The following is a 22,480-nucleotide window of genomic DNA, read 5'->3' on the forward strand; positions in this document are numbered from 1 at the left end:
AACATGAGTGCCATTGAATTCAAACAAGTCAAAAAATCATTTAAAGATGGGGACGCGACGATTGAAGCCTTGAAAGAAACCAACTTTTCGGTAGAAAAAGGCGAATTTGTCGCCATCATCGGTCCTTCCGGCTCTGGGAAAAGTACCTTTCTGACGATTGCCGGTGGTCTACAAGCTCCCTCTGAAGGCGAAGTATTTATCAATGACGAACCCTTTAGTAAACAAAAAGAAAAGCAAAGGGCAAAAACTCGTTTCAAAAAGATCGGCTTTATTTTACAAGCTTCCAACCTTGTCCCTTTTTTGACGGTCAAAAAGCAACTTCAATTGGTGGATAAGGTCAGCAAAGAACCCCAAGAGCAATCAGCTACTGAATTGTTTGAACAACTAGGGATTGAAAAGCTGCAGAACAAATACCCCGATGAACTATCTGGTGGTGAAAGGCAGCGTGTGGCTATTGCCCGAGCGCTCTATCATGATCCCACCATCATTTTGGCAGATGAACCAACGGCGAGTCTTGATTCAAAAAAAGCCGTCGAAGTCGTCAAAATCTTAGCAAAAGAAACCAAAGAAAAACAAAAAGCCACCATTATGGTGACCCATGATACCCGTTTGACAGATTATTGTGATCGGGTCCTCGTCATGAAGGATGGCGTTTTAGAAGAAAAAGAACACACGAAAAAAGAAGCCGAATCAAGTGATTCGCAGAAGGAGCAAGCATGAAAAAAATTATTGTTGTCGGTGCGGGCGTGTCAGGATTAGCTGCTGCTGTCCGTTTGCAAAAACTTGGCTATGACGTCACCCTCTACGAAAAAGAAGGTCAACCTGGGGGCAAAATGAATCAGATCAAGGAAAACGGCTTTACCTTTGATGTGGGACCCACCATCGTGATGATGCCTGAAATTTATCGTGAAGTGTTTGAATTTGCTGGCGTTGATCCGAATGACTATATTCCTATGGAGAAAGTCGATCCGATGCTGCAGCTGTATTTTGCTCAAGACGAACCGCTGACCTTCTCAAACGACTTAGTAGAATTGACCAAAACGCTAGAAGCGATCTCGGAAGAAGATGCTCAAGGCTATTTTGCCTTTTTAGCAGATATTTACAAACGCTATGTGATCGCCAAAGAGTCCTTCATCACCAAGTCGTTTCGGACATGGCGAGACTTTTACAATCCCAAATCATTATGGGCAGGGTTAAAGCTGCGAACGTTTAGTGACGCCTACTCTTCCATTTCTAAATTTGTCAAAGATGATCGCCTGCGAAAATCATTGGCGTTTCAAACCTTGTATATCGGTGTCTCCCCTTACCAAGGGCCGTCCCTTTATACCATCATCCCTATGATCGAGTTGATGTATGGGGTCTATTTCATCAAAGGCGGCATGTATACATTAGCCACTGGTATGGCACGTTTGTTCCAAGAATTAGGCGGAACGATCCATTACAATACCCCAATCGATGAATTATTGATCGAAAACAAGCAAACCAAAGGCGTTCGTGTCAATGGAGAAACGATCACCGCAGATGCCGTGATTTGTGCGGCTGATTTTCCTTATGCTATGGAAAGCTTGATTCCTGATGAATCAAAACGCGGCAAATACACCAATCAAAAAATCGCTTCGATGGATTACTCTTGTTCTTGTTTCTTGCTTTATTTAGGACTGGACAAAAAATATGAAGATAGCGCACTCCATAGCATTTATTTTGCCAATGATTTCAAACGCAATGTAGACGATCTTTTCGAGGCTGGCAAGCTGCCAGAAGATCCATCCTTCTACTTGTATCGTCCAACCCTGAAAGATGCTTCCTTAGCACCTGATGGTCAAGAAGGTCTTTATGTTTTAGTCCCAGTACCTGAATTATCTAAATTTGATCAATGGACGGATGAAACGATCCAAAGCTACCGCCAGCAGATCATTGGATTATTAAAAGAAAAAACGATCTTTACGGATATCGATGAACACATCGTGTATGAAAAAATGTATACGCCAGATACGTTCAATGATCGGTTCAATGCTTACAACGGTGCGACATTTGGCTTGAAACCAACCTTGGCGCAAAGCAATTACTATCGTCCCCATAATAAATTTGATTATGCAGAAGGCCTATACTTCTGCGGCAGCAGTACGCATCCGGGAGCGGGTGTGCCAATCGTGATGCAAAGTGCCAAGTTAGCTGTGGAGGAGTTGTTAAAAGATGACCGTTAAATCATTAAGCGTCTTTGATGAATACGACAACGATTTTTTATACTGTGAGGCCATCATAAAAAAGCATTCGAAAAACTTTCATACCGCCTTTTCTCAATTGCCAAAAGACAAAGCACGCGCCGTCTATGCCGTCTACGCCTTTTGTCGACGTGCCGATGATGCCGTCGATGAAAAGCAAGACCCATTGTTGATCGAAGCCATGAAAAAACGCTTGGAAAAAATACAAGAACTATTAACCGGCGATGCGATCGACTTGCCGCAAGCCATCAAGGAAGAAGATCCTGATGAAGCCATTTGGCGGGCATTGACCCTTTCTTTCCAACAGTTTGACCTACAGTTTCAGCCCTTTTTCGATCTATTGGTGGGACAAAAACAAGACCTTGACTTCCAGCAGCCCACCTCTGAAAAAGAGCTTTCCGACTATAGTTACTACGTAGCCGGCAGTGTGGGTCTGATGCTCTTGCCGATTCTCTCACAAACAGCCGCTGCGATTCAAGAGCCCGCCATAAAATTGGGTGAAGCGATGCAACGCACCAATATTTTACGTGATATTGGCGAGGATCTGCGAATGGGCCGCATCTATTTGCCACAAACGGTCTTGGCGCAATTCAACCTTTCGCGAGAGGCATTAGCAGCTGGCAATCAAAACCAGCAGTTTATCGAGATGTGGGAACACGAAGCGCAACTTGCTGAGACGCTTTATCAGGAATCTTTTGTCATGATGCCGCAAATCGATGAAGATTGCCGTGAAGCTCTATTAGCAGCTGCTTTGATCTATCGGGAAATCTTGACCGTGATCCGCAAAAACAACTATCAAGTATTTGCTGAAAAAACAGCGGTACCGAAACAACGGAAAATCCAACTTTTGTTTACCGCGAAAAAAATGCTTCGTCAGGAACGTTGGGAGGGCTGACTTTGAACTTGCGAGAAAAAATATTACGAGTCGCAGAAAACCTGTTTATGCAGCAGGGGTATCAAGCAACTTCTACTAGACAGATCGCAGAAGCCGTCGGCATCACCCAACCCAATCTTTATTATCACTTCAAAGGCAAAGAAGCCATCTATTATGAAGTGATGGTCTCTTTGGCACAAGAGGTTTCTGGAAAACTAAATCAGACTGTTGAAGATACTTCCTTGACGATCTCTGAAAAAATCTTAAACATGTTTCTTTTTTTAAGAAGTCGGCATCGCATCAATTTTTATATGATGATGCACGACATTCAGCATACCGTTTCTGAGGACACTTCAAAAAAACTGTACTTGCTTTGGCGGAAAAATTACAAAGAACCGTTTCTTGACTTGTTCCGTCGCAGTGATTCCAATCTTCGTTCGGATGTCGATCCAGAATTTGTTACCAGCCAGTTGTTAGTGCTGATGGCGGCTCACTTGGACTCACCGGGAAAAGAAGACAAAATGCCAGAAGCGATCGATTTGTTTTTATTCGGTGCACTAGGCAGTGGGCCAATTGCGAAATAGCGAGTCCAATTGGGTAATGCGCGAGAAAAATTATTAGACGAATTTCTGACAATCGCGTACACTGATCCTGTAAACTGGAACATAAAAGGATGGATGTACATGTCAAAAAATCGAATCGAAGCCTTTACGGATGCGGTCATTGCGATCGTAATGACCTTATTAGTACTGGAATTGCACCAGCCCGAAGGCGATACCTTTGCTTCTTTTTTAGGAGTGGAACAGCAATTTATTATTTATTTGATCAGCTTTGTGATGTTAGCGATCTACTGGAACAATCACCATCATCTATTTCAAGTAGTATCTAAAATTGACGGTTGGACCTTGTGGGCGAATCATTTATTGATCCTGGCACTAACCCTCTTTCCTTTTGTAACGTCATGGGTCAGTCGTTATCCAGTCGCTCTTGCCCCTCAGCTGCTATACGGGTCTGTCATTTTATTGACGGATTTCAGCTATTTCCTTGTAGGAAAGTCTTTGGTGCGTGCCAACCCTGACAATCAAGCCATCGTAGAACTGTTTCGCGGATACAAGAAACTCTACTTTACGTTGTTTATCAACGTGCTGGCATTGCTCCTCGGCTGGCTGGTCCATCCACTACTTATCATCACGCTGGATAGTCTCGTGCTATTGTTGTGGGTGATCCCTGAGAAAAAAGTAGAAACCTTTTTAAAACAATAAAAACACTTGCGGTCTTCTCCTAAAATCGATGGATGATTGCGCAAAAGCAGCCGATTGTTCTGCTTTTGCGCAGTTATCCATCAAGAGAAGGACGCAAGTGTTTTTTCTAGCGAATCAAGTCTTTTCCTGGTGCCTGTAAGACTTGTTCCACTTGTTCTTTGGTGGTTAATGGGACATCTCCCAGCATCGTATGAGCCAATACAGCATTCGTGATTGCAAAATCAGCGGTGCGTTGGAGCGACCATTTTTCGGCATAGCCTAATAATACACCAGCGGCATAGGCATCCCCTGCCCCGATCCGATCCAATACTTGCAGCAGCTGCGGTGCCGTTTCATAGGCATCCTGCGCCGTAATGATTCTTCCACTGATAAATTGCTTGTCTTCCACGGCTAGACGGCGTGTCCCGCAGAACCATTCTAGTTGATACTGGTCAATAAAGGATTGGATCAACGCAAGCTCGGCGCCTTCTGTTTCCTCTAAGGGATATGCCAGCAGCTCCTCCAAGTCACGGACAGAGCCGAAAACTAGATCAGAATAAGGTAGAATCGTTTCATACCGTTGTTTTAGTACCTCACGATTTAATTCTTCATTCAAGCTTGGGCGGAAGTTAAAATCAAAGCAGACGCGAATCTGCTTTACATGGGCCTGTTTCGCCAAAGCCAATGCAGTTTGCCAGGTTCTCTCAGTCAAACTAAGAGAGATCCCGCAAATATGAATGAGATCGACTGTTTCTAGAAATCCATCGATGGCATATTCTTCTGGACCTGAAACGCCAAAGGAACTATGATGGCGATTTTGATAAGTCACGTAAGTCGGACGAGCGCCGTAGCCGATTTCGGCGAAATAACTGCCGATATGGCTGTATTTTTTGCCAACAAATGCTGTTTGAATCCCATAAGAACGCAAGCTGGCTTTCGCCGTATCCCCTAAACGGTTGGCTGGCACTTGTGTCAGCATCGAGGTGGTCAAGCCGAAATGCGCCAAATTACCTAACAGATTGACCCCTGTTCCTGTAAAATCCATCCGCAAAGAGTGGGTCTGTTCCAGTGTTCGATATTCTGGTGGCGTCAATCGCATCATTACCTCACCGTAAGCACCGATCCGCATCATTGATCCCCCCCTATTTGGCTGCTGCCAACACCTTTTTCGTCATTTCTGCTAATGTCTGTACATCTTCAGGGCGTGTGTCCCCTGTTTCGCCATCGATGATCGAGCTGTAAATATGTGGAATGATTTTTTTTACTCCTGCATCAACAGCGATCTGCAAGATTTCTTCAAAGTTTTCTAAATCGATGCCGCCGGTCGGTTCCAAATAAAAATCATTCGCAGCACAAGCCTCTGCTACTGCTTGATACTCTGCTTTATGAGCCAACCCTTTCATTGGAAAATACTTGATAGAACTAGCGCCCATATCTTTTAATAAAGCGATCGCTGTTTCGACGGGGACTTCTGCAGCTAGAGTTTGTGAACTCAATGGTCCAGTAGCAATATTGACATAGCCGACTTTTCCCGTTGGTGAAACAAGGGCATTGACGATCGTTTCAGATTGTCCTAACAAAGCTCGTGAGGTCCCTGCCCCCGTGAACACTTGGTTAACATGCTGTGGTTGAAGAACAGCGGAAATTCGGGAGACCATTTCACTTTGATTGGGGTCGCCAGCACCAAGCCCTACAGAAAGGGCATTATTTGTTGCCGCTTGATAGTTCTTCATGTCAGCGATAGCCGCCTCATCACTATCATAGTTTTTTGATAAAACACCTAGGACGATGTTGCCCTCTGCTGCTTCGTAACAAGCTTTCGCATTTTCAATAGAGTTTGCTAACACATTCAGACAGACACGGTCAGCGAAATAATTGGGTGAAGTTTTCATTTTTGGGTTGCTCCTAACATAATTTCTTGTAAGCGATCGGTGATCACTGCCATTTCTTGTTCATTGAATGCTCGGATATCAAATTCAATAATGCCGTTATTGGCTTGGTATTCACGGGTATAAATCGCTGGCTCTCCCGCTTTTAGCGCGTCGATCACTGCTTTGGCACTTGGTTCTTTCACTTTAACACTCGCTCGATAAATGTCTCTGCCGGCGCTGTCTTGAACGATTTTTGCTTCGAAACCAGTGATTTCATTGATTGCCGCAATAAATGGTTGTAGGCGCTCTTGCATCGAAGCGCCAGATTCTGTTCCCTCCGTTAGATAATCCGTCACGGCTTGGGTAAATCCGAGAATATTGTCTTTACCGATTTTCATTGCTCGACCAATACCTTTGGATTGCAGGCGCACCCAAGAGACATAGGGCTGCTTGCCGATCACTAAGCCAGCACTTGGTCCTGACAGTGCTTTCGCACCTGAATAGATCACTAAATCAGCACCTGCTTGGGTATAGGCAAACAAATCTTCCTCAGCAGCCGCATCAACGATCAATGGAAGATCGTGTGCCTTGGCAACTTGGGCCGTTTCTGCTACCGTCAGCATACTTTTTTGAACGGTATGATGACTCTTTATGTAGAGGATCCCCGCCGTTTCGGGCGTAATCATCTGTTCAATGTGCTCGGGTGTGCACATATTGGCATAGCCTGCTTCTACGACTTTTCCGCCGCCTTGCGCCACCATCACTTCCACCGGTGTGCCATAATCTACGTTGTGGCCTTTGGGCAAAATGATCTCCCGCTTGCTGATTTTCTCACTATATGGGTGGTACAAATGATAGCTGTCTCCTTGACCGATGAGTGCCGCCACTGATTGGGCGATTCCCGCCGAAGCGGAAGAAACGATTTGCGCATCTTCCGTTTTCAACAATTTTGCTAAATAGGCACCGGTTTTTTCTGCTAGATCTGCCATTTCAAAGAAATACTCCCCGCCATAGCGCTGGGCTGCAAGCACGCCTTCGCTGACTTTCGAGACACCTAGAATCGTCATTTTGCCAGAAGCATTGATGACTTCTTTCAAGCCTAATTCTTCAATATTCAGTGTCAAAAAGTTCCCCTCCTATCACCGCTTTTTGCGGCACGATCTGTTGTGTCGTGATTCGGCGATTGCCGTTAGAATCCGTCAATTCCTTTTCGCCCTCTTCAAAGCGGAAAATCGTAAAATCAGCATCATATCCCAATGCGATCTCGCCTTTGTTCTGTAAATGAAATTGCTTCGCAGGGGCACTGGTCACCTTCTCGATGATCTCACGCCAATCATACCCTACGACCGCTAATTTTTCCATAGTCGTCGCTAAATCAAAAACAGGTCCATTGGTACGATTGCGGATGTAGATATCCGTACTAATGGAAGAAGCCTTTAGCTGATTGGCAAAGGCCGTCTCCGCCACGTCAAAATTGAAACTGTCTGTCCCATGACCAATATCGAAGACCAAGCCTTTTTCATAGGCAGCAAAGACGAAAGGCTTGATGGTTTGGTTCGTCTGATCCAAAATCCCATTGGCTTTGCCGTTAAAGCAATGGGTCACCACATCACCTGCTTCCAATTCAGCGAGAATCTCTGCTAAATTCGGTGGTGCTGAACCAATATGGACCATCAGAGGCAACGGTTGATTTTCAGCTTGGATCGCTTTGGCTAATTTCAACGGCGTGATGCCATTTTCGCCGATCACCGTTTTACTCATTCGGGCTTTGATCCCGACGATAAAGTCAGGAAACTTCTGCAACGCTTCTTTGACCAATTCTTTTTTGACTTTTGACAGATCCGCAAGTTCATCCTGCTCTACGATCCCCCATTTGGAAATATTGACTAAAGCAAAGACATTGGTTTTGGCTTCTTTGGCTAAATCATAAAACCGATGGATATTTTCGGCGCCAGTCGTCCCCGCATCGATAACGGTCGTGACGCCTTGTTTGACACCGATCTCGTCTGGATAATCATAATAGAGCGTCATTTCCTCGAAACAATGGACATGGTCATCGATCCAACCAGCTGACAAGAACTCCCCTTCTGCTAAGGTCAGCTCTTGTTTCGCCTGCTCCTTCAACATGGGTGCCAGAGCAGTGATTTTGCCGTCTTGAATCCCAATATCAAATACTTTTTCATCGATCGTGCGGGCTTGACGAATAATCAAATCAAACATTTCGTTACACCTTCCTCTCTGTGAAAGTGAATTTCGACCAAGGATGGATAAAGGGCAGCAGAACTAACTCTTGTTCGACGATCGAACCGATTTTATTTTTTCGTGGGTCTGAGTGAGGCTCTAGCACGACTTGCAGCTCGTTTTTGTACTTGCCAAAACGATCATTGCCGATCACAACATCCCCTCGTTGAAAGACTCCTTCGTGGTCATGGGCAGGATTGTCATGGTTCTTATACTTTTTACGAACTTCTGTGGAACGGATCATCCGGTCAGTGATGTCGCCTCGGCGGTAATGCTGCTCGTCAAGGGCAATTCGGCGTTCAACTTCATTGATTTCAGGCACAAATTCAATCGCAAATGCCGTCTGGTAGCGATCAATCGCTCCTAGTGCCGCCAATTCTGCTTCCGAAGCATAAGCATTGCCGATAATGACATCATCAATCAAGCCTGTGGCAAACAAATGCTTTGCGGCAGTTTCTACAGGCATTCTTCGGTGCATTTCTAAGGTCGGTAAGCCATCATTGATATCCCAAGGTCCGATCGTTCCCGTTTGAGAAGAGATAAATGCGGCGGTTCGAATGCCTTTTTCCTTGAAACGACGACTGCATTTTTCAAAGAAATCATAGGGTAAGGCAGTCCCTTCTTGTGGATAGAAATTGTGGCAGCCGTATAAGTAAGGAATGTTGGCTTGATAGGTCAAAATATTGTCTAAATACGCCACATCATTGCTCATATTCAATTCAACAGCTAAACCAAAGGGATTGTAGGTCAACATCGCTTCTTTGTTGCCGTCAAAACCTAAATCTAAACGAATCCCATCGGCACCTAGTTCATGAAAAAAGGTCAAGTCATCATAGGAGATGCCTAGTTCAGAAAAGATGGCTGGTGCCACGTCTAAAATCGTTTCATAGCCTAATCCTTTGGCAAAATCAATCAACGCTTTAAATTTTTTCTGCACGTTTTCTTTGCCGTCGCTCACTTCCAACATACTCATAAAAATGCGGCTAAAGCCATAATCATGGGCTAATTGCAGATAGGCTTTATCTGTTTCAAAATCACTGTGATCGGGATACACCGATACTCCTAGTTTTCTTTTCAACTTATCTCATCCTCATTTCTTCATAAAAAGCAGTAAAACGTGTCAGTAAAAGCGAACTGCAAACAATCGTCGCCGTCATCGTCAAAAATGGTCCCCACGGAAACTGACGGCTCAGTAGGATCGCTGCAGCAACGCCAAGAATCCCGAACAAAAGCATCCGCCAAAACGGCACTTCTTGAATTTTTTTCCCTTGTGCTGATTTTGTTAACCAAATTTGACAACCAAAAAATAAACAAATGGCATAAATCCCCATGTTTGCACCTCACTCTTTTTGTTTTGCTTAAGCGGCTGTTTCTTCTTCTTGCTCTCGGGCAATCTGCTGTTTCTCAAAGACTTTAAAGAATGGGTAATAGATTGCGAGTGTGATAAAGAAGTTGACGATCACTAAAATCGCTGCTGCGATACTCCAGTCCGTACTCATCCAGGCGGCGATTGGTGCTGGAATGGCAAACCCAAGTCTGGCAGCCATCATCGGTACAACACCGGTAATGGTAGCGAAGTAAGAAATCGTTGTCGTAATCAACGGTGCCACCAAGAAAGGAATACCTAAGATTGGGTTCATTACGATCGGTGCACCGAAAATCACTGGTTCATTGATATTGAATAGGCCTGGCAAGATGGACAAACGGCCCAATTGTTTCAAGTATTTTGATTTGGAGAAGAAGAACAAAACGACCAACGCTAAGGTCGTACCGGCTCCACCGATCCATACGAACCATTGTAAAAATTGTTCCGTAAAAATATTAGGCAATTCATGCGCATTGCCAGATGCTTGGAAGGCTTCCATATTTTCAGCGATGGAAATATCCCAGAAGGGACGAATGACAGGACCCATGATGGCTGGTCCATGAATTCCCAGTACCCAGAAGAAACAGATCAAGAAGACAGTCAGCAAACCACCAAACAAGCTATTACCAGCAAGCACGTCTTTTAACGGCATCAACAAGTTACTTAAAAAGCCATTGATGTCAAAGCCTAACATATGACGGATCACCCAGAACAAAATCAGGATCGCTCCTCCAGGAATCAACGCCATGAATGAATTCGTCACTTCTGGTGGCACGCCATCTGGCATTTTGATGGTAATGTTTTTTACGATAAAGAAACGATAGATTTCAACGGACAAGATTGCCGTGACGATCGCGCCAAACAAAGAGCCGGAGCCTAGGTTGGCCACATTGATATAACGTCCCGCATCAATGATACCTTCCACAGAATCAAAGACTCGCAACGGTGGTGCAGCGGTTACAAGAAAGGACATCGTTGCTAAAATACCCGCAGTCAATGAATCCAGCTTGTAGCTTTTGGCTAGCGATGAAGCAATCCCATACGTTGCATACAATGCCAATAACCCGACTGTATAACGAAAGGGAATATCCAAAACTTCCCGATACGGTTCGATCACGGCAGCGACTGATTCGATGGGAAAATTCAGTAAGATCGTGAAGAAAGACCCAACGATCGTTAATGGTAAAGTAGCGATGATCCCCTTACGAATCGCTACCATGTGCCGTTGCATCCCCACTTTATTTGCAATCGGCATCAATTTCTGTTCAATAAATTCTACAAACCCTTTCATAATTGCCTCCTTAGTTTATAACATTATAATGTTTATACAAGGATAATAGCACAGTGCTTCCTGGGAGTAAATATGTTTTTTACGAATAGACGAAACTATTTTAACAGCTCAAAAGAACATTTATTCATTGTAATTTTACACAGTAGCACGACTTAAAAATTTATATGTTGATAAGGAATTTTAGAATTAGCTAGATACAAAAAAACCTATTGGCAATGTTTCCCAATAGGCACGATATTAAAATCAAAAATAAGATTCTTGATTCATTTAATGTTTTTTGGTTTATCAAATGAATTTTCTACTTAATTATACTTTCTTCTCATAAATAAAATCATCCATAACAAATCCCGAACCAATCGTAACGGTGCGTTCAGAAACGCGTTCAAAGCCACGATGTTCATAAACAGCGATCGCTTGCTGATTTTGTTTGTTGACGTTTAAATGCAACGTTTTGCCTGAGGCGATTTCCTCATACCAATCAAAGACTTGGCTGGCATAGCCTTTGCCTCTTGTGGATAGGTGGAGATACAATTTACTTAAATAAATCTGCTGCGGCGTTTCTTCATACGCTGTATACCCCACTGCTTGGTCACCTTCCATTAGTAAAAGATAGACGGCTCCTTGCTGGACTTCGTTTTGAATCGCTGCTGGTGATTGATAATGAGCCAGCATATACGCGACTTGATCCGAACCAATGATTGATGTAAACACTTCTGGCCAGATTTCTTTGATCAAACGATCCAACGTTTGGAAGTCTTCTGGTGATTGAATGATTTTTTGTGTAATTGCCATAAGAATCCCTTCTCTCTGTTGCTGTGCGAAACAGAAACTCGCTTATAAATATCTCTATTATAAGGGAAGAACCAAAAAAAGAAAGGGCACGTTGAATAAAGATCCCTAAAAGTTTAAAAAGATGGTAAACTAGAAGTGAAAAAAAAGGTGACGAAAAGGAGGTAGCAACACGATGCAACTCTTACAACTACTTTTACTGGCAATCATTTTTGTTTCTTTCTTCATGGTGTTGATTGGATGGGTTTTATCGATGACCAATGGCTTGATCTTTTCTCGTTCTCCTCAGCAATTTAAAGCACACGCTCATGATTCTAACTATGAAAAAGAACGACAAGCAGGCAAGCGCTTGAAAGAGATTATATTTCGACGCATTATTCCATTAGGTATAGCCTCTTTGCTCGTCTATGGATTAACCGCACTATTAAACGTCCTTTAAAAGTTTTTAAAAAGACTTGAACAAATCGAAAAATAACCGGCATCTTTTCCTGTTGATCAATGCTCCTTCGCTTTCGCTGCGGGGAACATCAATGCATAAGATGCCGGTTTTTTTTATTTGCTTACTGCTGCTTTAGAGGCTTGAACTTTTTTCAGTAAAGCGAAGAGGACTTGGCTATCATCGATAGCCGCAATATATTGTTGGCAAATTGCCATCATTTCTGTTTCATCCATTTTATCTAAAGAAATAACTAATTCATTTTCTACTACCTGCTTATTATTCATAGGGCTCCCTACTTTCTTCCTTTGTTACCTCTAGTTTGCCATGAATGAGCAGGTTCCGTAAGAACTTTTCAGTTTACAAACAGGAAACGGGTGGTTTACATCCTTGTCCTACCAAGGTTTTGCCAGAAAATTTATTCGGTAGCTGGCTCAATGTGGATGTCAGTATCAAACACCTGAAAACGATCAGCTAAGAGATCTTCAATAGCATCTGCCACGTTATGACTCTTTTCAACCGTCAAAGATTTGTCCATCGTCACGACGACATCGAGAAAAACATTGGCACCATACATTCTTCCTCGAATCGATTTAACAGATTTCACTTCAGAAAAACCAGCGATTGCCGCTTCATACTCCACGACTAACGATTCATCAAACCCATCAGAAAGTGAAAAGGCACTCTCGCGAAAAATGTCAACGGCGGTTTTGATAATCAAAAGAGCTACCACGATCGCAGTCAAACTGTCTAACCAACCGATACCAAATGAGGCGGCAAAAATAGCGATCGCCGTTCCAATACTCGTCCACGCATCGCTGCGGTTGTCTTTAGCAGCTGCTAGCAAAGCGGAGCTTTTTACGCGAGCGGATAATCGCTTATTGTAGTAATACATACTATACATCAAAATAGCTGAAATGATACCGACGACTGCCGCGATCATATCGGGACTTTGCGTTTCACCGAGTAGAATCGTTTGAATGGAGGACCATAAAACCTGCAGACCGACCGCCAGCATAATCAAGGATGTTACGAGACTCGCCACATTTTCTGCTTTCCAATGACCATATTTATGGTCTTCATCTGCTGGCTTTTGAGCCAAACGCAAACCGATCAAAACAGCGATAGAAGCTACGATATCCGTCGCATTGTTTAATCCATCCGCCCATAATCCTTCAGAGTTTGCCAAACGACCAATAACTAGTTTGGCGATGGAAACAAAAATGTAGGCAACGATACTTAAGATAGCGCCTCTTTCTGCTTGTTTTAATTCTGCATATCTTGTTTGATTCATGTCATCCCCTCCAATTAGTCAACTTGAAAATAATAGCTGAAATTTTCATCAATTGCATCATTTATTTGAGAGATTTTATTTTTTAGGAGTGGCAAACATTCACTTCTAGTGAAACGAATTTCTGTTCTGAGGTTACCAAAAAAACAGGACTCCCAAGGGAATCCTGTTTTTTGCTTTTTTTCTTTCAAAAAGAATCGCTGCTACTCGTTCACCAGCAGCTGTCGATTTCTTTCACTGAATTTCTCATTATGGGAAGAAACCATCGCCTGTGGGACACTGGTCGGCTCTAAATAGTGTTTGATTTGGTTGACTGCTTGCGCAGCATCTTGAAAGGCGCCTGCCAAAAGATTCACTTTGCCTTTGAAGTAATGGATGTCACCAGCTGCAAACACACCGGGATGGCTGGTTTTTGTTGGAATCTCACAGTTCAAATAAAAATCTTCATGACGTGCGAGATCAAAGGAAACTTTATCTAACAAGGCACTGTCCCGGTCATAGCCATGTTGGATCAACAAATGATCGCATAAAAAATCGATCGTTTCTTGGTTAGCACTGTTTTTTAATCTTAGAACCATATTGAAGGTTTCGGCTTGATTCACCCCGTCAATCGTGTGATTCATCAGCACTTGAATCCCTTCTGCTTTCATCTTCTTTACTTGTGCTTCATGGGCCTTCAATTTCTCGCCCCGATAACAAAGCGAAACTTTTGCCCCATAAGACGCCGCTTCAATCGCATAATCAACTGCTGCATCCCCGCCGCCAGAGATCACAAGATGTTTGCCTTGGATCGCTTGCTGGTCAGGAAACTGATAGTGGATATAGTTGTCGACATTATTATGGATGAAACAAGGCAATTTTTGCGGAGAAACGACACCGCCGCCAATACAAACTAAAACGGTGCGTCCAACATGGGTCCTCCCTTGGTCATCCACTGCATAAAAAAGATCGTCTTCCTTGGTCAATTCGATGATTTTCGTTTTCAGATAGATCGTTGGATCAAACAACTTAGCCTGTTCAATCAAGTGTTCTTTGACTTTCTTCCCCTTGGTTGGCGGCAATGCACCCACATCCCAGACCATTTTTTCAGGATAAAAATTGATCTTCCCGCCTAATTCGGCTTGTGCTTCAAACAATACGACCGATAGATCACGTAATCCAGCATAAAAACTCGCATAGAGCCCCGTGGGCCCTCCTCCGATAATCAGAACATCTGCTATAGTGGTCATTGGCTAGCCTCCCTTTCATAAATGAAAATCATTCTCAATTAGTTAGTTCGATTATAGTCAACGAATACGTGTTTGTAAAGAATTTTCTGAAAACAAATTAATTAACTTAGTCGATTATTTTTATTTACATTGTAAAGAAAAAAGCCTTTTCCTAAATATCTGCTAAAAAAAAAATGAGTAGAATGTTATTTTTCCTCATTTTATCTAGTGATATGTTTGTGATAGCTACTGACTTCAAGGTATACTCTTAGAAAGTAGGTGAAAAAATGAAAGTTGAAAAATGTTACGCACCCTTACCGGATGGGTCTGTCCTCTATTATGAAAAAACCGGTTCAGGATGCCCTCTTTTTTTATTGCACGGAAATGGCGGTAGCAGTGCCTATTTCTCAAAGCAGGTCGATGCATTGCGACAAAAACATCAATTGTACTTAATCGATAGCCGTGGGCATGGCAAGTCCACTAACACACAGAAAAAGATCGATTTTTTTAAAATGGCAACGGATCTTTTAGCAATCATTCAGCAAGAAAATTTGTCTAAAATCGCCCTATTAGGATTTAGTGATGGGGCTAATCTAGCAATGGTCTTTTGTCATCTTTACCCTGAGTATGTTAGTTGTATGATTTTAAACTCGGGCAATACTGAGCCACGGGGAGTTAGACTCTTTTCTCGAATGGGGAGTGTCTTGCAATATCTGATCGTTTGGCTTTGTTCCCCATTCTCAAAAGGAATGCGGGGCTTTCTCCCTATTTTGGGATTGTTGTTTCGTCCAATCGGTTTATCTACAGCCGATTTGAATCACCTCAGTGTGCCGACATTGATTTTGGTCGGCAAACGTGATTCGATCAAGCTTTCCCATTCTTTTTATATTGCAAACAGTATCCCTCAGTCCAATTTTATCGTCGTCAAAGGACAAGGACATAGTTTTGCACGAAAGAATCCAGAGGTATTTAACACGAAAGTATTATCTTTTTTAGAAAAGGTCGGTGAATAACTATGAGAATCTTTACTTGGCTCCGCGACCACCGCTCACTGTTTAAAACACTCTTCTTGATTGCAGTAGCCGTGATCGTGTTGGGCGAACTGCTTTCATTAAGCAAGACGATCTCCATTGATCAATTAAAAGAGTTGTTTGCGCAACTGGCACTTTGGCGAGTGGCATTAATGGCTGTCATTGGGTTATTATGTGTCTTGCCAATGGTCTTATATGACATTGTCTTGAACCGCCTATTAGGGGACAAACCTGATCGCCGTTATTTGCTGGAAACCAGCTGGATCATCAACACTATGAACAACTTAATCGGCTTCGGCGGCTTCATCAGCATCGGATTACGCTCGGAATTTTACGGCAAAGGAAAAAAAGGCAAAGAAGTTGCCCAAGCAATTTCGAAGATTTTTATTTACCTGATGTCTGGTCTTTCGATTTTATCCCTTGCTGCACTAGCCTTCGTCTTATTTGGTCCAACGACAGATTATCTGCAACAGTATTGGATCTGGCTTTTAGGCGGTAGTCTTTATTTTCCAGTTGTCTATGCCCTTAGTTTTTCCAAAAAAAATGCTTACTTAGGTGGACTGCAACGGCGTGATCGTCTGCAGTTGATCGCCGCTTCCTTATTAGAATGGCTAGGTGTTTTTGCAGCCTTCTTTACGACTGGTCTCTTGATGGGCATCTCGGTGGATGTGTTTCAATTGTTGCCACTTTTCATCGCTGCCTCCGTGATTGGGATCGTTTCGATGATTCCCGGAGAACTTGGAACCTTTGATGTAATGATGATCATGGGAATGGGCTCACTGCAGATTCCCCGTGAAAGTGTCATTGCTTGGCTGTTGCTTTTCCGCCTGTTTTATTACATCATTCCCTTTTTGATCGGTTTGCTTTTTTTCTCAAAAAATGTCGGCGTCTCCCTCAACCAGCGCTTTTCTGGTATTCCAAAAAGCTTGTTGTTGGAAGTGTTCCACAAGATCGAAGTGTTGCTGCTTTATTTGACGGGAACGATGTTGGTGCTCTCCGCCACGATTCCAGAAGCCTTTGATCAAATCAAATGGTTAGCCCACCTCAATCCGATTCGCTTGAATTTTGTGATGCAGTACCCGAGTATTTTTCTCGGTTACCTCTTTTTAATTGCCGGTCGAGGGATATCTGCCCGTGTCAGTCGCGCGTACGTGCCGACGCTTTTGTTGATTGCAGCAACAATCGGTTATGCTATTTTTGCTGGCTTCCGTTTTTCGACCATGCTGTTTCTTCTATTATTATTAGCAATCATGATTTTTTCAAAAAGCGAGTTGTTCCGTAAACAACTCGTCTTCTCGTGGGAATGGCTGACGATCGATGGTTTGTTAATTGGTTCGTTGACGATCCTCTATGTCATTATCGGGGTCTACAATATGCCTCATATCAATCGACATCCAACGCATCACCATTCGATGGATTTTTTGCTTTTCCCTTCTGAAAAATTATGGCTGCAAGGGTTCGTTGCGATTTTATTCGTCGCCATTGCGATGCTGCTGTTTGCCCGGTACTTGATGGGACCAAAACACCAATTAGGCGTCAGTGCTGCCACTGATAAAGTGAAACATGTTTTAAATACTTACGGTGGCAACAGCGACAGCCATCTGGTGTATCTAAAAGACAAGAAAGTATACGTGTATCCAGAAATTGGCGAGCCGACGGTCTTTTTTCAATTTACGACCTTTAATAACAAATGTTTAGTCATGGGGGATCCTTCTGGGAAGCAAGCAGACTTTCCACAGGCACTGGAAACTTTCTTAACAGAAATGGATCAATGGAATTATCTGCCGGTCTTTTATGAAAGTAGTGAAGAAATGGTGATGCTGCTGCATGAATTTGGGTATGACTTTATCAAATTCGGTGAGAAAGCTTATGTGGATCTACCTAGCTTCACCCTCTCAGGAAAGAAAATGAAGGGACAGCGGGCATTGAACAATAAGATCACTAAAGAAGGCTTTACTTTTGATGTGCTCACCCCACCCTTTTCAGCCGAAACATTTGCAACGCTTAAGGAAATTTCTGACAACTGGCTAGATGGACGGAAAGAAAAAGGGTTCTCCCTTGGGTTCTTTTCAGAATCCTATCTAAGCACCGCACCAATTGCTGTCGTCCGTAATCAGCAACAGGAGATCGTCGCATTCGCTTCCTTTATGCCCACCTATCAAACAGGCCTAGCATCCATTGATTTGATGCGCCACGATCCTGAAAAAGCGCCGAATGGAACGATGGATTTCTTGTTTATTCAGCTATTCGACTATTTTAAAGAACAAGGCTACCAAAAATTTGATTTAGGCATGGCACCATTAGCCAACGTTGGTACTTTCCGCAGCAGTTTCTTGCAAGAGCGGATCGCCTATCTCGTTTACACCTTTGGTTCTCGTTTCTATTCTTTTGAAGGGTTACGCGAATACAAACAGAAATATGCCGCTTCTTGGTCCCCTCGCTACATTTTATACTCTCGGGATAGTTGGATCGGGTATGTCATGATGGCCCTCTTGATCGTCGATAATCAATCGGCGGAAAAAACGAAGTAAAAAAGGTTCCCATACTCCTCTTTCTTCTCGGAGTATGGGAACCTTTTTCAATTGTTGTGCTTAACTTATTCAGCCGATTTAGATGGTGCATTTTCCCAAAGTTGTTTGACGACTGGAATATTTCCCAGTTCCGTCATATTTGATGGCAGAATGACCGTATTGGTATTGCTATTCACCACATCTCTGAAGGCTTCGATCCCTAGATATGATAGTGAGCGCTCGTCGAGCTGGCTTTCTTTGATTGCTTCATTGATGGCTAAAATCCGTTTGCGTTCAGCTTCAGTGATTTTCGCGATTCGTTCTGCTTCCGCCTCGGCATCAATCCGTACACGCTTTGCCCGCGCCTCGGCATCGATTTGAGTTTGTTCCGCTCGGGCTTCGGCGTCGATCGTCATTTGAGAAGCTTTGGCTTCTGCACTCAAGACTGAAGAAGATTTCTCACCTTGGGCTCTTGTGATCATCGATTCTTTGTCTCTAGAGGCAGTGATCAATTTGTTCATTGATTCAATGATTTCTTGCGAAACTTTGATTTCCCCAATGTTGATTCGGTCGATCGCTAACCCATAGCCTGCCGTGATATCTTTGATTGAAGTAAACAATGCTACGTTGATTTCTTCAGTCCCATTTAAAACTTCATTTAAATCCATTTTCCCGATGATTCCCCGCAAGTTCGATTGGGCATCTTGGATCATTGAAACAACGGAGTTTTCATTTTCGTAGACAAAGGCACGCACATCTGTGACATGGTATTTGATTGCTTCATCAATTTGAACGATTACATTATCTTTTGTGATTGCACTTTGGGGTTCGATCTCCAAAGGAATCTGTTTCAAGGACACTCTTTCTCTAACTGTATACAAAATCGGAACAAGAAAATGAAGCCCTGGTTCCAACGTTCGAACGTACTTCCCAAAACTTTCGACAACTTTGACTTCCCCTTGACGAACGATCACAGCAGTGCTTGCAATCAGCCAAATCAGAATCACTAATACTAAAATAACTAAAATAATTTGGATAATGATCATTGTAAAAACCCTCTTCCATTTTCAAATAATGTATTGTTTACACGGGTCAATAAGACACCGTTTTCAACCCCGATAATCTCTAACATGACATTTTCAGCAGGAATCCCTGCAATCACCCGATATTCTGTATAGGTGCCATAAAGCCGTATATAGCCTGAATAATGATCCGTCAACGATCGAAAATAGCGCCCTACCGCTCGTTTTTCCATATAATCTACGATGATTTTCACCCTCTTTGCCTTCATGCAGTAAATTTGAAGCTTCAAACTCATTTGTTAATCTATTACAAGTGTTACTAACTATGATAGCACGTTTCACCCAAGAGAACAGTAAACTTATGCTGATTCCGCTTTTTTTTAGAAAAAAAACATAGAACGAAAACCAATTCCTTGCATTTTTCAATTAAATTGTATACAATTTAATTGTACAAAATATAAAAATCAGGAGTGAAGAAATGATGAAAAAAATGTATTCGACTAAAATGATCAACACTGGTGGCCGTTCAGGAGAAGTACACAGTCCCGATCATTCATTTGAGCTAAACATCACTGCACCTGGCAAACGTGTCGAAAATGCTACCAATCCAGAACAACTTTTTGCGGCTGGTTTTAGTGCTTGCTTCAACAGTGCCCTTGAATTGGTGAAAAGCAGCAAAGGAATCGATGGTGCTTCTACGGTGAGCGCACAAGTGACCTTATACGCAGAAAGCGAATCCAGTTTTGTCTTGGGTGTTGAGATCGAAGGTCAAATCGAAGGATTGTCAACAGAAGAAACACAAGAATTGCTTGAGATCGCTCATACCGTATGTCCTTATTCAAAAGCCACAGCTGGCAACATTGAAGTGACTGTCAAAGCCGTTAGCGAGTAGACTTTCGTTGAAAAAACAGCTATGATAAGAGGCGGATATTAGAAAAAGGGGTGAAAACATGAATGTCTTAGCGTTAGAAAACCAATTGTGTTTTCCTCTATACGCCGCTTCAAAAGAAATTATCAAACAGTACAAAGACTTACTGGACCCGTTGAATTTGACCTATACCCAATATTTAGTGATGTTAGTGTTATGGGAAGATGAAGCGATCAGTGTCAAAGCATTGGGGAAGCAATTATGTCTCGATTCTGGCACACTGACACCGGTTTTAAAAAAGCTTGAAGCAAAAGGCTACCTAGTAAGAAATCGAAATCAAGACGATGAACGTTCTTTGAGGGTCACATTGACTGACTCAGGCAAAGCGCTTCATGAACAAGCGTTAGAGATCCCCTACAAAGTGACCGAATTCTTGCCTCTTGAACCGGAAGAACTGTCCGTGCTCCATCAATTGACGACAAAAATGGTACAAAGATTTCAAGAACAAGAAAAATGATCCGCTGTTTTCACAGCGGATCATTTTTTTATCATGCAAACGAGTATTCTTTAAGAAGCTTTATTTTTCAATTCACCAATCACATTTAGCAACTGGGTTAATTGTTCAGGATCTTCGATTTTTCTGATGGCGATTTTCACTAATTCAAAAATCTGGTCATCGGTTAGGCCTGTCTGTAATATCTCCAATTCACTTACAGCTGGCTGAAAGCGACGAGCCAAGACTGATCCGCTCATTTTGATACTTGCAATCTCCAGAACTCCTTTGTTTACTAACTTGCGAATCACGGACAGTGATGTGTTACGGTTTAAGCCGAAACGTTCACTAAATTCTGTACAGCACAGAGGTTCATCCACAGCCCAAAAACAAACTAAGACTTCCCACTCTTTTTTTGAAAAACTCAAGTAATCCATAATTGCTCCTTTCCATGCCGATGAGGCTGGTTCTTATTTTCTAAATTAAAACAATCGCAGCTATTTCAGTCAGCTGGCTTTCCTCTTCCTTTTTTCGATTGTTTTTTCTTTCACTAAAAGGATTATATACCAATAATAATCTATTTTATTCATAATTTCAAAATAATTTTTATTTTAATGATAAATAACATGTTTAATTATTCTTTTTCTTGATAAAAAAAAACGACTAGATCAGCTAGTCGTTTTCTTACTCTACTTGATATTCCTACGAGAAGTGTTTATTGAACACTGAAGATCAAACTCTCATGCTCTTGTTCTTTTAAGGAATAGCCACAAAATTCTTTATTCAAATTCGGAAAATCACGTTCGATCATCTGAATAATCTCGATTTCCGTCAACAGTTTGTCTTCTGACAATTGCAGCGAGTTCAACAAAACAAAGCGAGAATCATAGCCTAAAATTTCCGGCATCAACCGCCAAAAATTTGTGCTGTCAATTTGTTGGATCGTTTGTTCCATAGCAACAATCAAGTTTTGCACGTGTTCATAGACTTTAGGATAATCAGATTTTAGTAGATCCAACAGTGCTTGGTCTAGCACTTTATCTAAATAAGCCTTTGTATCGGTATAAATTATTGAAGAAATCACTTATTTCATCAATCCTTTCATTCAAATGCCATATTCGACATTGTCAAGGATGGCTCCTTGTTCTTATATATAGCATACTATCGGTGATTTTCGTTCTCAGATTAAGGATAGAATATAGAAAAAAAAGAGAAGCGTCTTTTCTTGTCCCCTAATCTTACTCCACAATAGCAAAATTTTGCTAAACTGATAAGCAAAGCGATTCAGCACCTATCGAAAATGAGAAAATTGTCAGATTTCCTTCCTTTTTTATCTATAGCGATTCCTACCCATCGGGCTCTGTAACTGCCAATAGCCTCGCAATTACACACTTCCACGCCTCTCCCCAATAAACGTAGGTTTTTTCTCATTTTAACAAACGTCTTACACAGCATAATTTCAGACAGAACCTTATACAACATGTATAATTAAATTATAGAAAGTCATCAAAATAAAACGAAACGAGGAGTGGATCACAGATGAAGAGTCATTGTAAATGTGGAAAAAAAATGAATGCCCATGAAAAAAGCTGTCCAGACTGCAACCACAAAAAACAGCAAACCTTAGAATCCTTGGAAAAATTCGTTAAATACGGCAGTTTTGCTTTAGCAGGCCTATCATTAGTTTTAAAAATTGCGAAAAGCCGCCAAAGTTAAAGGGACCGAC

Annotated in this window: 26 protein-coding genes; 11 read left to right on the forward strand and 15 right to left on the reverse strand. The window is 42.3% G+C overall.

The window, feature by feature from the left end; translation table 11 throughout:
- The first annotated feature begins 3 nt into the window (after nucleotides 1-3).
- The 5 genes from IGI92_RS10085 (at nucleotide 4) to IGI92_RS10105 (ending at nucleotide 4,358) form a co-directional block, all read left to right on the forward strand.
- Complete coding sequence (locus IGI92_RS10085; RefSeq protein ID WP_005235241.1) at nucleotides 4-720, forward strand: ABC transporter ATP-binding protein; 717 nt, start codon at nucleotides 4-6, stop codon at nucleotides 718-720.
- Nucleotides 717-2,204 (forward strand): phytoene desaturase family protein, encoded by a 1,488-nt coding sequence (locus IGI92_RS10090; RefSeq protein ID WP_005235239.1) that lies wholly within the window; start codon nucleotides 717-719, stop codon nucleotides 2,202-2,204. Before IGI92_RS10085 ends, IGI92_RS10090 begins: the two co-directional genes overlap by 4 nt.
- Nucleotides 2,194-3,117 carry a phytoene/squalene synthase family protein gene (locus IGI92_RS10095; RefSeq protein ID WP_016620479.1) on the forward strand — a complete coding sequence of 308 codons (924 nt, stop codon included), beginning with the start codon at nucleotides 2,194-2,196 and terminating at the stop codon, nucleotides 3,115-3,117. Before IGI92_RS10090 ends, IGI92_RS10095 begins: the two co-directional genes overlap by 11 nt.
- 2 nt (nucleotides 3,118-3,119) lie before the next feature.
- Nucleotides 3,120-3,680, forward strand: a complete 561-nt coding sequence (locus tag IGI92_RS10100) for a TetR/AcrR family transcriptional regulator (RefSeq protein ID WP_008378578.1) — start codon at nucleotides 3,120-3,122, stop codon at nucleotides 3,678-3,680.
- Nucleotides 3,681-3,779: 99 nt separating this feature from the next.
- Complete coding sequence (locus IGI92_RS10105) at nucleotides 3,780-4,358, forward strand: TMEM175 family protein (protein WP_042890962.1); 579 nt, start codon at nucleotides 3,780-3,782, stop codon at nucleotides 4,356-4,358.
- A 106-nt stretch (nucleotides 4,359-4,464) separates the two neighbouring features.
- On the opposite strand, the gene IGI92_RS10110 is transcribed toward IGI92_RS10105, so the two are convergent.
- From IGI92_RS10110 to IGI92_RS10145, 8 genes are all read right to left on the reverse strand, one after another.
- The gene (locus IGI92_RS10110; RefSeq protein WP_301387589.1) at nucleotides 4,465-5,469 is read right to left on the reverse strand and encodes a sugar kinase; all 1,005 of its coding nucleotides are present in this window, start codon (nucleotides 5,467-5,469) and stop codon (nucleotides 4,465-4,467) included.
- Between the two features lie 10 nt (nucleotides 5,470-5,479).
- On the reverse strand, nucleotides 5,480-6,229 hold the full coding sequence (gene dagF, locus IGI92_RS10115; RefSeq protein WP_061054289.1) for a 2-dehydro-3-deoxy-phosphogluconate aldolase: 750 nt from the start codon (nucleotides 6,227-6,229) through the stop codon (nucleotides 5,480-5,482).
- Nucleotides 6,226-7,332 (reverse strand): DgaE family pyridoxal phosphate-dependent ammonia lyase, encoded by a 1,107-nt coding sequence (locus tag IGI92_RS10120; RefSeq protein WP_430606867.1) that lies wholly within the window; start codon nucleotides 7,330-7,332, stop codon nucleotides 6,226-6,228. The genes dagF and IGI92_RS10120 overlap by 4 nt, the downstream gene beginning before the upstream one ends.
- Nucleotides 7,316-8,428: an amidohydrolase/deacetylase family metallohydrolase gene (locus IGI92_RS10125; RefSeq protein WP_005235227.1), complete on the reverse strand. Its 1,113-nt coding sequence runs from the start codon at nucleotides 8,426-8,428 to the stop codon at nucleotides 7,316-7,318. Before IGI92_RS10125 ends, IGI92_RS10120 begins: the two co-directional genes overlap by 17 nt.
- 4 nt (nucleotides 8,429-8,432) lie before the next feature.
- Nucleotides 8,433-9,527: a DUF871 domain-containing protein gene (locus IGI92_RS10130; protein ID WP_035006620.1), complete on the reverse strand. Its 1,095-nt coding sequence runs from the start codon at nucleotides 9,525-9,527 to the stop codon at nucleotides 8,433-8,435.
- 1 nt (nucleotide 9,528) lies between these two features.
- A complete protein-coding gene (locus tag IGI92_RS10135; RefSeq protein ID WP_005235223.1) occupies nucleotides 9,529-9,780 on the reverse strand; it encodes a hypothetical protein in 252 nt (83 codons plus the stop codon).
- 27 nt (nucleotides 9,781-9,807) lie between these two features.
- On the reverse strand, nucleotides 9,808-11,106 hold the full coding sequence (locus tag IGI92_RS10140) for a PTS sugar transporter subunit IIC (protein WP_005225702.1): 1,299 nt from the start codon (nucleotides 11,104-11,106) through the stop codon (nucleotides 9,808-9,810).
- Nucleotides 11,107-11,412: 306 nt separating this feature from the next.
- Nucleotides 11,413-11,898, reverse strand: coding sequence for a GNAT family N-acetyltransferase (locus IGI92_RS10145; protein WP_430606870.1), 486 nt, complete (start codon nucleotides 11,896-11,898; stop codon nucleotides 11,413-11,415).
- Nucleotides 11,899-12,070: 172 nt separating this feature from the next.
- Between IGI92_RS10145 and IGI92_RS10150 the strand changes: the two genes are divergently transcribed.
- Nucleotides 12,071-12,334, forward strand: coding sequence for a hypothetical protein (locus tag IGI92_RS10150; protein WP_275626638.1), 264 nt, complete (start codon nucleotides 12,071-12,073; stop codon nucleotides 12,332-12,334).
- Nucleotides 12,335-12,447: 113 nt separating this feature from the next.
- Here the strand turns inward: IGI92_RS10150 and IGI92_RS10155 are convergent, their stop codons facing one another.
- From IGI92_RS10155 to IGI92_RS10165, 3 genes are all read right to left on the reverse strand, one after another.
- Nucleotides 12,448-12,618, reverse strand: coding sequence for a hypothetical protein (locus IGI92_RS10155; RefSeq protein ID WP_005235207.1), 171 nt, complete (start codon nucleotides 12,616-12,618; stop codon nucleotides 12,448-12,450).
- 131 nt (nucleotides 12,619-12,749) lie between these two features.
- The gene (locus IGI92_RS10160) at nucleotides 12,750-13,625 is read right to left on the reverse strand and encodes a cation diffusion facilitator family transporter (RefSeq protein WP_086332491.1); all 876 of its coding nucleotides are present in this window, start codon (nucleotides 13,623-13,625) and stop codon (nucleotides 12,750-12,752) included.
- Nucleotides 13,626-13,825: 200 nt separating this feature from the next.
- On the reverse strand, nucleotides 13,826-14,851 hold the full coding sequence (locus IGI92_RS10165; RefSeq protein WP_005235204.1) for an NAD(P)/FAD-dependent oxidoreductase: 1,026 nt from the start codon (nucleotides 14,849-14,851) through the stop codon (nucleotides 13,826-13,828).
- Nucleotides 14,852-15,117: 266 nt separating this feature from the next.
- Between IGI92_RS10165 and IGI92_RS10170 the strand changes: the two genes are divergently transcribed.
- Both IGI92_RS10170 and mprF read left to right on the forward strand, forming a co-directional pair.
- On the forward strand, nucleotides 15,118-15,843 hold the full coding sequence (locus IGI92_RS10170; protein ID WP_005235202.1) for an alpha/beta fold hydrolase: 726 nt from the start codon (nucleotides 15,118-15,120) through the stop codon (nucleotides 15,841-15,843).
- Nucleotides 15,844-15,845: 2 nt separating this feature from the next.
- Nucleotides 15,846-18,392, forward strand: a complete 2,547-nt coding sequence (mprF, locus tag IGI92_RS10175) for a bifunctional lysylphosphatidylglycerol flippase/synthetase MprF (protein WP_430606874.1) — start codon at nucleotides 15,846-15,848, stop codon at nucleotides 18,390-18,392.
- A gap of 65 nt (nucleotides 18,393-18,457) precedes the next feature.
- Here the strand turns inward: mprF and IGI92_RS10180 are convergent, their stop codons facing one another.
- On the reverse strand, nucleotides 18,458-19,417 hold the full coding sequence (locus IGI92_RS10180; protein ID WP_005235198.1) for an SPFH domain-containing protein: 960 nt from the start codon (nucleotides 19,415-19,417) through the stop codon (nucleotides 18,458-18,460).
- Nucleotides 19,414-19,689, reverse strand: coding sequence for a hypothetical protein (locus IGI92_RS10185; protein WP_016620494.1), 276 nt, complete (start codon nucleotides 19,687-19,689; stop codon nucleotides 19,414-19,416). The genes IGI92_RS10180 and IGI92_RS10185 overlap by 4 nt, the downstream gene beginning before the upstream one ends.
- A gap of 185 nt (nucleotides 19,690-19,874) precedes the next feature.
- Between IGI92_RS10185 and IGI92_RS10190 the strand changes: the two genes are divergently transcribed.
- Nucleotides 19,875-20,285, forward strand: a complete 411-nt coding sequence (locus IGI92_RS10190) for an organic hydroperoxide resistance protein (protein WP_034872372.1) — start codon at nucleotides 19,875-19,877, stop codon at nucleotides 20,283-20,285.
- Between the two features lie 58 nt (nucleotides 20,286-20,343).
- Entirely contained in the window at nucleotides 20,344-20,778 is a 435-nt protein-coding gene (locus IGI92_RS10195) for a MarR family winged helix-turn-helix transcriptional regulator (RefSeq protein WP_086373082.1), read from the forward strand.
- Nucleotides 20,779-20,828: 50 nt separating this feature from the next.
- Here IGI92_RS10195 and IGI92_RS10200 read toward each other — a convergent pair whose 3' ends face one another.
- Both IGI92_RS10200 and IGI92_RS10205 read right to left on the reverse strand, forming a co-directional pair.
- Nucleotides 20,829-21,191: a hypothetical protein gene (locus tag IGI92_RS10200; RefSeq protein ID WP_430606876.1), complete on the reverse strand. Its 363-nt coding sequence runs from the start codon at nucleotides 21,189-21,191 to the stop codon at nucleotides 20,829-20,831.
- Between the two features lie 278 nt (nucleotides 21,192-21,469).
- Nucleotides 21,470-21,838, reverse strand: coding sequence for a DUF7006 family protein (locus IGI92_RS10205; RefSeq protein ID WP_005235188.1), 369 nt, complete (start codon nucleotides 21,836-21,838; stop codon nucleotides 21,470-21,472).
- 455 nt (nucleotides 21,839-22,293) lie between these two features.
- Between IGI92_RS10205 and IGI92_RS10210 the strand changes: the two genes are divergently transcribed.
- Nucleotides 22,294-22,470 carry an acetyl-CoA carboxylase gene (locus IGI92_RS10210; protein WP_430606878.1) on the forward strand — a complete coding sequence of 59 codons (177 nt, stop codon included), beginning with the start codon at nucleotides 22,294-22,296 and terminating at the stop codon, nucleotides 22,468-22,470.
- Nucleotides 22,471-22,480: the final 10 nt, after the last annotated feature.

Origin of the sequence: Enterococcus sp. DIV2379, assembly GCF_050542965.1 — a bacterium.
GTDB classification, from domain to species: Bacteria; Bacillota; Bacilli; order Lactobacillales; family Enterococcaceae; genus Enterococcus_D; species Enterococcus_D entomosocium.

What these genes read in the sequence shown, in the direction of transcription:
- IGI92_RS10180 (WP_005235198.1), bottom strand. Translation starts at nt 19,417, where the DNA reads ATGATCATTATCCAAATTATTTTAGTTATTTTAGTATTAGTGATTCTG.
- IGI92_RS10190 (WP_034872372.1), top strand. Translation starts at nt 19,875, where the DNA reads ATGAAAAAAATGTATTCGACTAAAATGATCAACACTGGTGGCCGTTCA.
- mprF (WP_430606874.1), top strand. Translation starts at nt 15,846, where the DNA reads ATGAGAATCTTTACTTGGCTCCGCGACCACCGCTCACTGTTTAAAACA.
- IGI92_RS10090 (WP_005235239.1), top strand. Translation starts at nt 717, where the DNA reads ATGAAAAAAATTATTGTTGTCGGTGCGGGCGTGTCAGGATTAGCTGCT.
- dagF (WP_061054289.1), bottom strand. Translation starts at nt 6,229, where the DNA reads ATGAAAACTTCACCCAATTATTTCGCTGACCGTGTCTGTCTGAATGTG.
- IGI92_RS10085 (WP_005235241.1), top strand. Translation starts at nt 4, where the DNA reads ATGAGTGCCATTGAATTCAAACAAGTCAAAAAATCATTTAAAGATGGG.
- IGI92_RS10140 (WP_005225702.1), bottom strand. Translation starts at nt 11,106, where the DNA reads ATGAAAGGGTTTGTAGAATTTATTGAACAGAAATTGATGCCGATTGCA.
- IGI92_RS10135 (WP_005235223.1), bottom strand. Translation starts at nt 9,780, where the DNA reads ATGGGGATTTATGCCATTTGTTTATTTTTTGGTTGTCAAATTTGGTTA.
- IGI92_RS10195 (WP_086373082.1), top strand. Translation starts at nt 20,344, where the DNA reads ATGAATGTCTTAGCGTTAGAAAACCAATTGTGTTTTCCTCTATACGCC.
- IGI92_RS10125 (WP_005235227.1), bottom strand. Translation starts at nt 8,428, where the DNA reads ATGTTTGATTTGATTATTCGTCAAGCCCGCACGATCGATGAAAAAGTA.
- IGI92_RS10185 (WP_016620494.1), bottom strand. Translation starts at nt 19,689, where the DNA reads ATGAGTTTGAAGCTTCAAATTTACTGCATGAAGGCAAAGAGGGTGAAA.
- IGI92_RS10210 (WP_430606878.1), top strand. Translation starts at nt 22,294, where the DNA reads ATGAAGAGTCATTGTAAATGTGGAAAAAAAATGAATGCCCATGAAAAA.
- IGI92_RS10160 (WP_086332491.1), bottom strand. Translation starts at nt 13,625, where the DNA reads ATGAATCAAACAAGATATGCAGAATTAAAACAAGCAGAAAGAGGCGCT.
- IGI92_RS10105 (WP_042890962.1), top strand. Translation starts at nt 3,780, where the DNA reads ATGTCAAAAAATCGAATCGAAGCCTTTACGGATGCGGTCATTGCGATC.
- IGI92_RS10200 (WP_430606876.1), bottom strand. Translation starts at nt 21,191, where the DNA reads ATGGATTACTTGAGTTTTTCAAAAAAAGAGTGGGAAGTCTTAGTTTGT.
- IGI92_RS10095 (WP_016620479.1), top strand. Translation starts at nt 2,194, where the DNA reads ATGACCGTTAAATCATTAAGCGTCTTTGATGAATACGACAACGATTTT.
- IGI92_RS10170 (WP_005235202.1), top strand. Translation starts at nt 15,118, where the DNA reads ATGAAAGTTGAAAAATGTTACGCACCCTTACCGGATGGGTCTGTCCTC.
- IGI92_RS10145 (WP_430606870.1), bottom strand. Translation starts at nt 11,898, where the DNA reads ATGGCAATTACACAAAAAATCATTCAATCACCAGAAGACTTCCAAACG.
- IGI92_RS10165 (WP_005235204.1), bottom strand. Translation starts at nt 14,851, where the DNA reads ATGACCACTATAGCAGATGTTCTGATTATCGGAGGAGGGCCCACGGGG.
- IGI92_RS10110 (WP_301387589.1), bottom strand. Translation starts at nt 5,469, where the DNA reads ATGATGCGGATCGGTGCTTACGGTGAGGTAATGATGCGATTGACGCCA.
- IGI92_RS10150 (WP_275626638.1), top strand. Translation starts at nt 12,071, where the DNA reads ATGCAACTCTTACAACTACTTTTACTGGCAATCATTTTTGTTTCTTTC.
- IGI92_RS10155 (WP_005235207.1), bottom strand. Translation starts at nt 12,618, where the DNA reads ATGAATAATAAGCAGGTAGTAGAAAATGAATTAGTTATTTCTTTAGAT.